Here is a 7864-nt window from a genome sequence, read left to right on the forward strand (position 1 = left end):
GCGTTCCAGTCGCGCACGGCGGCCAGTTCGGCGTGTGCCCGGGCCAGGCGGCGGCCGGACAGCGCATCGATCGCCCGCTGCAGGCGGGGCGACTGCGGGTCGCGCTGCAGCCAGCGGCGCGCCAGTACCAGCAGGGCGATCATCATCGCCGTCCCTGCCACCAGCGACACCAGCAGCCAGCGCGCGGCGAACACCGACAGGTCCAGGCCCCACGCCTGCCACGCGATCAGCACCGGCACCGCCAGCCACAGCCAGCACCACGGCAATCCCAGCAGCAGTTCGCCGATAGCGGTCTGCATGCGCAGCAACGCCAGCTGCCGGGACTGCTGCAGCACCGGCTGGTCGGGCTGCAGCTGCCCGCGCAGGTGCAGCCGCGCCGCGCTGGCGATGATCACTGCCACGCTGTAGGCGTGCAGCGCCACCGCACTGACCATCACCGCCAGCGGCGGCTGCTGCCACCAGACGCTGCCGCAATAGATCGACAGCGCCAGCCAGAACAGCAGTTGCATCACCTGCACCGCACTGAACGCCGACAGCTGGCGCTGCGCGGCATGCTGCCGGTGGCGGCGCCACGCGTTCAGCGCGGCGCTCGCCTCGCTGTCGTCGGCCTCGTTGCCGGGCTGGTTCCACAGCTGCTTGAGTGGGTCGGTATGCATGGCGGTGGCCTCAGGCGATGGGATTGAAGCGCGCGCGCAGCTGCTGGCGCAGGCGGTGCAGGCGGGTGGAGACGTTGGCGCTGCTGATGCCCAGGATGTCGGCGATCTGGCGGTGGTCGTGGTCGTCCAGGTGCAGCAGCATCAGCGCCCGATCCAGCGGCGGAAGCGTGCGTATGGCGATTTCCAGCTGCTGCACGGCGTGCTGTTGCTCGGCCGGTGCGGTGTCGTCCACCGGCAGGGTGTCCTCGTCCAGGACCGCATGGTGGCGCTGGCGCAGTTGCTGCCGGCGCAGCTGCGAGATGGCCACATTGAGCGCCACCCGGTACAGCCAGGTGGAGAAGCGGGCACGGGCCGGGTCGAAGCTGTCGAACGCGTCCCAGGCCTGCACGCTGATGTCCTGGATCAGGTCGAGCCGGTCTTCCTGGTGCGCGCAGTAGCCGCGTGCGATCTTCAGCACGATGCCACGGTGCTGGTCCAGCAACGCGGCGAAACGGAGGCGCGGGTCGCGGGCGGCGGCGTTGTTCATGTCCATACCCGGATGATTCGCACGGACGCGCCGGTTATCACAGCGCGTTGCGGGACGCGTGGCTCATCGGGGCGCGTCGGCGGCCTGCACGCGGTTCTTGCCGACCCGCTTGGCCGCGTAAAGCGCCGCGTCGGCGCGCCTTAGTAGGGCGTCGGCGGGTTCGTCGGCCTGCCATTGCGCCACCCCGGCGCTGAAGTGCACCGGTACGCGGGTCTGGTCCAACTGCAGCGGGCGCTGGGCCAGCGAGCGTTGCAGCCGCAGCAGGGTGGACATGCTGTCCGCGGCCGGGGTTTCCGGCAGCAGCAGCACGAACTCGTCGCCGCCGATGCGGGCCAGCGCGTCGGTGCTGCGCAGGTGCAGCTGGCAGACCGCGACCAGGTGGCGCAACACCGCATCGCCGCCGGCATGGCCGTGGGTGGCATTGGTCTGGTGGAAATCATCCAGGTCGATCAGCGCCAACGCCAATGGATGGTCGTGGCGACCGGCCCGGGCCAGCTCGCGTTCGATCAACTCCTCGAAGCCACGGCGATTGAGTGCGCCGGTGAGGGGATCGGTGCGGATCAGCCCGGACACATCGCGCAGTTCCTGCTCCAGCTCGGCAATGCGCTGTTCGGCCTGCTCGACCTCGCGGCGTGCGTTGCCCAGATGGTCGCGCGCCTGCAGCGCCTGCTCCTGCACGCGGCCGGTGTCCTGCAGTACATCCTGCAGCAGCTGGTTGAGATCGGCGATGCTGCGCGCCTCCTTCAGGGCCAGCGCATAGCTGCTGATGCGGTCGTGGTACTCGCCGGTACTCACCGCCATCCCGTCCAGCCGCTCGATGAAGCCGCCCATCAGGCCCTTCATCGCCGCCTTGGATTCGCTGATGCCCTGCTTGAGCAGGCCCTGCTTGTAGATCACCTCGCGCAGGTTGATGCGCGCCTGTTCGACCGAGTCGCGGTCCAGCGGGCCGCCGATCAGCTCGCGCACGGCGTGGATCTGGCCGTGCAGCCAACTGCTGTCATCGAGCAGCTCGCCGATGTTGTCCAGCAGCAGGTCGAACAGGCTCAGCAGCAGTTCCTGCTGTTCCTGCCAGCCATCGCTGCGTACGCCGATCTGGTGCGACAGCTCGCGCAGGCGCAGTTCGATCGGCTGCAGCGGCTGGCCGGGATGCCAGTGGCGCAGGTCGGCGGCAATCAGCGCCGGCTCCTCCTTCAGCTCGGGCATGTTCTGCAGCAGGCTGGCCACGGTCACGCCCAGCGTGTGCCGCAGCAGCTCGCGCAGGCGCAGGCTGTCGGGCTGGCCGTCGGGCGTCTCCTGCTCGATGGTGCGGATGTACTTGTCGATCAGCTGGCGCATCGCGCGGCCGTAGCTGACCCAGTCGGCGCTGCGCTGCGCCGACTGCAGGCGCAGGCCCATGTCGCCCAGTTCGCCGGGCAGGGTGGACATGCCATTGGCGAAGGCGGCCAGCAGCGGCTCGGGGCTGTCGATGCCGGCGAACAGGCGCTGCAGCATCGCGCTGCTGCCGCCMTTGGGGCCGGGTGCGTCACCGCCGAGGGTGTCGATCACGCGGGTCTCGGCCTGTCGCCGCGACAGCAACCGGCCCACGGCGGTGCCGGGACTGGGAGGAGCGTCGTGCGGGTCGGTCATGCGGCAGATCCTTGGCGGATGACCGGCGGGGTGCGCCGGGGCGAGGGGAGGTGGGAACAGTATCGGCGCGGGGCACGCCGGCTTGAACGCCGGGGCCGCCACACCCGATATGCCACGATGGTAGGCAATCTGACGGCAGGAGCGTGCGATGAAGGTGATGCTGGTAGGCGCGACCGGGCTGGTCGGTGGGCAGGTGCTGCAGCAGTTGCTCGATGATCCACGCTGCGACGCCGTCGTGGCCCCGACCCGGCGCGCGTTGGCGCTGGCCGATCCGGCGTTGCACAACCCGGTGGTGGACTTTGATCGGTTGCCGGTCGATGCGTCCTGGTGGGCGGTGGATGCGGTGATCTGCGCGCTCGGCAGCACCATCAAGCAGGCCGGCAGCCGCGAGGTGTTTGCCCGCATCGACCATGACTACCCGCTGCAGGTGGCCACCCTGGCGCAGGCGCATGGCGCGCATGCCTTCGTGCTGAATTCGGCAATGGGCGCGGATGCGGATTCGCGGATCTTCTACAACCAGGTCAAGGGCCGGCTGGAGCAGGATCTGCGCGGCCTCGGCTACCCCTCGCTGACCTTGGTGCGGCCGGGACTGATAGGCGGCGACCGCGCCGAACGGCGTACCGGAGAGCACTTGGCCAGCCTGGTGTTGGGTGCGCTCAGCCCGGTCCTGCCGAAGGCGTGGCGGATCAACCCGGCCGAGAACATCGCCGCGGCCATGGTCGAGGCCGCGCTGGTGCCGCGTGCGGGTGTACACATCGTAAGCTCGTCGGACCTGGCCTGAAGGTAGGCGCAAGCCCCTGTAGAGCCGAGCCATGCTCGGCAGAAGCCCTACACGGAAGCCAYACGCCGAYGCGAAGAGCAGCCGAGCATGGCTCGGCTCTACCAGGGTTGGCGTCGCGGCWGGYCTGAWGGTGCGCAAGCCCCGGTAGWGCCGAGCCATGCTCGGCAGAAGCCCACCACGGAAGCTGTAAGCCTGCGCGAAGAGCAGCCGAGCATGGCTCGGCTCTACCAAGGTAGGCGTCGCGGCAGGCCTGATGGTGCGCATAAGCCCCGGTACTGCCGAGCCATGCTCGGCAGAAGCCCTACACGGAARCCACACACCGACGCGAAGAGCAGCCGAGCATGGCTCGGCTCTACCAGGRTKGGCGTCGCGGCAGGCCTGAWGGTRCGCRCAAGCTCCGGTAGWGCCGAGCCATGCTCGGCAGAAGCCCTACACGGGAGCYATRCGCCGGCGCGAAGAGCAGCCGAGCATGGCTTGGCTCCACCATGATGGGCCTCGCGGCTGGCCGACGATAACGGCCACGTGGCGGCGGCTTTATCCTTGCATGGTGCCTTCCGACTCACGGACCGCAGTTACCGCATCAGCTCGCCAACACCAGGTCGTCCAGCACCGCGCGCAGAAAGCGCGCCGCTTCGCCGCCGATGGCGGCGCGGTGGTCGAGGGTCACCGACAGCGGGATCACCTTGTGCGCTTCCACGCTGCCCATCTCCGGGGTCATCCGGTCGCGGGCCCGGCCGGCAGCGCCGATCGCCTCGCCCGGCGGCCCACGCGCGCGAAAACCCGGCGCGCGGCTGTACCAGACGCCGGCGTAGGGTGCCGCCCGCCCGGGAGCGCATGCTGTGCGCTACCCTTTGACCCCCTCATTTGGCCCACGCCATGTCCGTCGAGAAGAACCAACGCGACCTCGAAGCCGGTATCCACACCGATCTGGAGGGACGTCTGACCTATGGCGGCTACCTGCGGCTGGACCAGCTGTTGAGCGCCCAGCAGCCGCTGTCCAACCCGCCGCACCACGACGAGATGCTGTTCATCATCCAGCACCAGACCTCCGAGCTGTGGCTGAAGCTGCTGGCGCACGAGCTGCGTGCGGCGATCGGGTTCCTGCAGCGCGACCAGGTGTGGCAATGCCGCAAGGTGCTGGCGCGCAGCAAGCAGGTGCTGCGCCAGTTGACCGAACAGTGGTCGGTACTGGAGACCCTGACCCCGTCGGAGTACATGGGTTTCCGCGACGTGCTGGGCCCGTCCTCGGGCTTCCAGTCGCTGCAGTACCGCTACATCGAGTTCCTGCTGGGCAACAAGAACGCGCAGATGCTGCAGGTGTTCTCGCATGACCCGGCCGGGCAGGCGCAGTTGCAGGAGGTGCTGGACGCGCCGAGCCTGTACGAGGAATTCCTGCGTTACCTGGCGCGCTTCGGCCATCCCGTCCCCGCTGCCTACCAGGGCCGGGACTGGCAGCAGCCGCACGTGGCCGACGATGCCCTGCACCCGGTGTTCGAGCGGATCTACCAGAACACCGACCGGTTCTGGCGCGAGTATTCGCTGTGCGAGGACCTGGTTGACCTGGAGACCGCCTTCCAGCTGTGGCGCTTCCGGCACATGCGCACGGTGATGCGGATCATCGGCTTCAAGCGCGGTACCGGCGGCTCCAGCGGGGTGGGGTTCCTGCGCCAGGCGCTGGAACTGACCTTCTTCCCGGAGCTGTTCCAGGTGCGCACGACCATCCGCAACGACGATCCGATGCCGCCGGACGCCTGATCCGACAGTCCTGCCAATAAGCCTATTCATATTTACCGGCCGCATCCGCCGTAGGGTGCGGCAGCCCCCGCCGTTGCTGCGCTGGCGGGGCCGGACCGGTGGTTGCAGATGCAAGTTCAGCGACCGTGCCGGCAGTTGCACGAATCGGCGTGTATTTGACGTGAACGCCGTTGTTCTGGGATTCTCCCGCGCTGCTTCGCACATCGGACGTGCATGTCTTCCACCGAACCCAGGAATCCCGCATGAGCGTAGACACCGCCGCGACATCCGTTCCCGATCCGGCGCTGCCGGAGTTCAAGACCACGTTGGGCCATCCGCGCCCGTTGTGGATGCTGTTCATGACCGAATTCTGGGAACGCTTTGCGTTCTACGGCATCCGTTGGGCGCTGGTGCTGTACATCGTGTCGCAGTTCTTCGAAGGCGACTCGGCCGGTCAGGCTGCCGCCAGCCGCACTTACGGCGCCTACCTGGCGCTGGTCTATGCCGCGGCCATCTTCGGTGGCTACGTCGCCGACCGGGTGCTGGGGTACCAGCGTTCCATCCTGACCGGTGCGGTGATCATGGCCGCCGGCCTGTTCATGGTCGCCATGCCGAACAAAGAAGTGTTCGAGCTGGGCCTGGCCACGATCATCATCGGCAACGGCCTGTTCAAGCCCAACATCTCCACGATGGTCGGCAAGCTGTACGGCCTGAAGGATGAGCGCCGCGACTCGGGCTTCACCATCTTCTACATGGGCATCAACATCGGCGCGATGATCGCCCCGGTGCTGACCCAGTACCTGGCCGAGCAGGTCTTTGGTACCCAGGCGATGCCGTCCTACAAGATGGTCTTCATCGCCTCGGGCATCGGCATGCTGATCAGCCTGGTGTGGTTCTACATCGGTCGTGCCGGCCTGAAGGGCATCGGCGCACCGCCGGTGGGTGCCGAAGGCTTCGGCCGCATCATCATGGTGCTGGTCGGCTCGATCGTCGCCATTCCGGTCGCCTATTTCCTGCTGTCCACCGGCGCCACCGCGCTGGCTTGGATCCTGGGCGTGATGTTCATCGCGCTGGGCGTGCTGCTGCTGGTCGAGGGCATCCGCGAGGGCAAGGTGCAGCGTGATCGCGTGATCGCCATGCTGATCATTTTCGTCTTCAACGTGATGTTCTGGATGTTCTTCGAACAGGCCGGCAGCTCGTTCACCTTCCTGGCCGACCAGATCGTCAACCGCAACCTCGGCGGCTGGACCTTCCCGACCGCGTGGTTCCAGTCGGTCAACTCGGTGGCGATCATCACCCTGGCCCCGATCATCGCCTGGATCTGGATCAAGCTGGGCCGCGCCAATCCGTCGATTCCGCGCAAGTTCGGCCTGGGCCTGCTGTTCAACGGCGTGGCGTTCGCGCTGCTGATGCTGGCGCTGTCGAGCATGGTGGTGGACGGCAAGATCCCGTTCTGGACGCTGTTCATGGTCTATGTCATCCAGTCGGTCGGTGAGCTGTGCCTGTCGCCGATCGGCCTGTCGATGGTGACCAAGCTGGCCCCGGTGCGCCTGGTCGGCTTCGGCATGGGCGGCTGGTTCCTGTCCACCGGCATCGGCAACAACCTGTCGGGCATTTTCGCCGGCGTGGTCAGTGGCGAAGGCGGCATGACCGTGGCGTCGGCGCTGAAGGGCTACACCTTCGGTTTCTGGGCGTTGATGATCTCCGGCGCGCTGCTGTTCCTGCTCGCCCCGCTGATCAACAAGCTGATGCACGGCGTCAAGTGAGGTCGGTGATGCGCATGAAGATGGGGTGTGCGTCGATGATCGTGGCGGGCCTGCTGTGCGCGTGCGCGCCATCGTCGGCGCCCACGGCCGGTCCTGCGCAGCCGCTGGATACCCGCGAGCAGAAGCCGCCGGTCGCGGATCCCAGCGCACCGGTGGCCTCGGGCAACACGCCGGCCGCGGCCGATGTGGCGGCCATCGCCGCGCTCAACGCGCAGTTCGATCCGGGCCGCGATCCGGTCGCCGACCTGGCCACGGCCAAGGTCGAGGCCAAGCGGGGTGGCAAGCGGATCGTGCTGGACGTGGGCGGGGAGTGGTGCTCGTGGTGCCACCTGATGGATGCCTTCATCGAAGGCGATGCGGAGATCCGCAGCTTCCGCGACGCCAACTTCGTGTGGATGAAGGTGAACTACAGCGAAGACAACGAGAACGCGGCGTTCCTGTCGCAGTTCCCGGCAATCAAGGGCTATCCGCACCTGTTCGTGCTCGATGCCGACGGCACGCTGCTGCATTCGCAGTTCACCGGCGAGCTGGAGGCCGACAAGGGCCAGCCCAAGGGCTACAACCGCACGCGGTTCTTCGCCTTCATGAAGGACTGGGCGCCACCCAAGGCGCCATGACCGAAAAAGCCGCGGATTCCGCGGCTTTTTTTTGGTTTTTCACCCTATGCGGGGCAAGCAGACGTGTGCTTTGACCCCTTCCAGGCGCGGCGGTCGGTGGGTCGGGCGCTGGGCCCCATGCCCTTTCCGGCGACGCCCCCGGCCGCGGGGCGGCCTCC

7 protein-coding genes and 1 pseudogene are annotated in these 7864 nt (G+C 67.7%); 4 read left to right on the forward strand and 4 right to left on the reverse strand.

Translation table 11 applies throughout. The annotated features are described in order from the left end of the window. The 3 genes from AC1DQP_RS13005 to AC1DQP_RS13015 form a co-directional block, all read right to left on the reverse strand. The coding region (locus AC1DQP_RS13005) for a hypothetical protein (RefSeq protein WP_478051747.1) at positions 1-656 on the reverse strand (656 nt) is incomplete at its 3' end. A 10-nt stretch (positions 657-666) separates the two neighbouring features. Beyond that, the gene (locus AC1DQP_RS13010) at positions 667-1188 is read right to left on the reverse strand and encodes an RNA polymerase sigma factor (RefSeq protein WP_457318314.1); all 522 of its coding nucleotides are present in this window, start codon (positions 1186-1188) and stop codon (positions 667-669) included. A 57-nt stretch (positions 1189-1245) separates the two neighbouring features. After that, the gene (locus AC1DQP_RS13015; RefSeq protein WP_478051748.1) at positions 1246-2808 is read right to left on the reverse strand and encodes a GGDEF domain-containing protein; all 1563 of its coding nucleotides are present in this window, start codon (positions 2806-2808) and stop codon (positions 1246-1248) included. A 148-nt stretch (positions 2809-2956) separates the two neighbouring features. Here AC1DQP_RS13015 and AC1DQP_RS13020 point away from each other — a divergent pair, with 148 nt between their 5' ends. Next, positions 2957-3589: an NAD(P)H-binding protein gene (locus AC1DQP_RS13020; protein ID WP_457318312.1), complete on the forward strand. Its 633-nt coding sequence runs from the start codon at positions 2957-2959 to the stop codon at positions 3587-3589. A 580-nt stretch (positions 3590-4169) separates the two neighbouring features. Here AC1DQP_RS13020 and AC1DQP_RS13025 read toward each other — a convergent pair. Continuing rightward, positions 4170-4352: pseudogene (locus tag AC1DQP_RS13025) on the reverse strand (2-oxo acid dehydrogenase subunit E2); the annotation flags it as partial. A gap of 113 nt (positions 4353-4465) precedes the next feature. On the opposite strand from AC1DQP_RS13025, the gene AC1DQP_RS13030 reads away from it, so the two are divergent. The 3 genes from AC1DQP_RS13030 (at position 4466) to AC1DQP_RS13040 (ending at position 7706) form a co-directional block, all read left to right on the forward strand. After that, entirely contained in the window at positions 4466-5344 is an 879-nt protein-coding gene (locus AC1DQP_RS13030) for a tryptophan 2,3-dioxygenase (protein ID WP_256777584.1), read from the forward strand. Between the two features lie 242 nt (positions 5345-5586). Continuing rightward, positions 5587-7089, forward strand: a complete 1503-nt coding sequence (locus AC1DQP_RS13035; RefSeq protein ID WP_256777583.1) for a peptide MFS transporter — start codon at positions 5587-5589, stop codon at positions 7087-7089. An 8-nt stretch (positions 7090-7097) separates the two neighbouring features. Continuing rightward, complete coding sequence (locus tag AC1DQP_RS13040) at positions 7098-7706, forward strand: thioredoxin family protein (protein ID WP_457318310.1); 609 nt, start codon at positions 7098-7100, stop codon at positions 7704-7706. Positions 7707-7864 lie beyond the last annotated feature (158 nt).

The sequence above is a fragment of the Stenotrophomonas sp. P5_A8 genome (assembly GCF_056400545.1).

What these genes read in the sequence shown, in the direction of transcription:
- AC1DQP_RS13010 (WP_457318314.1), bottom strand. Translation starts at nt 1,188, where the DNA reads ATGGACATGAACAACGCCGCCGCCCGCGACCCGCGCCTCCGTTTCGCC.
- AC1DQP_RS13020 (WP_457318312.1), top strand. Translation starts at nt 2,957, where the DNA reads ATGAAGGTGATGCTGGTAGGCGCGACCGGGCTGGTCGGTGGGCAGGTG.
- AC1DQP_RS13030 (WP_256777584.1), top strand. Translation starts at nt 4,466, where the DNA reads ATGTCCGTCGAGAAGAACCAACGCGACCTCGAAGCCGGTATCCACACC.
- AC1DQP_RS13035 (WP_256777583.1), top strand. Translation starts at nt 5,587, where the DNA reads ATGAGCGTAGACACCGCCGCGACATCCGTTCCCGATCCGGCGCTGCCG.
- AC1DQP_RS13040 (WP_457318310.1), top strand. Translation starts at nt 7,098, where the DNA reads ATGCGCATGAAGATGGGGTGTGCGTCGATGATCGTGGCGGGCCTGCTG.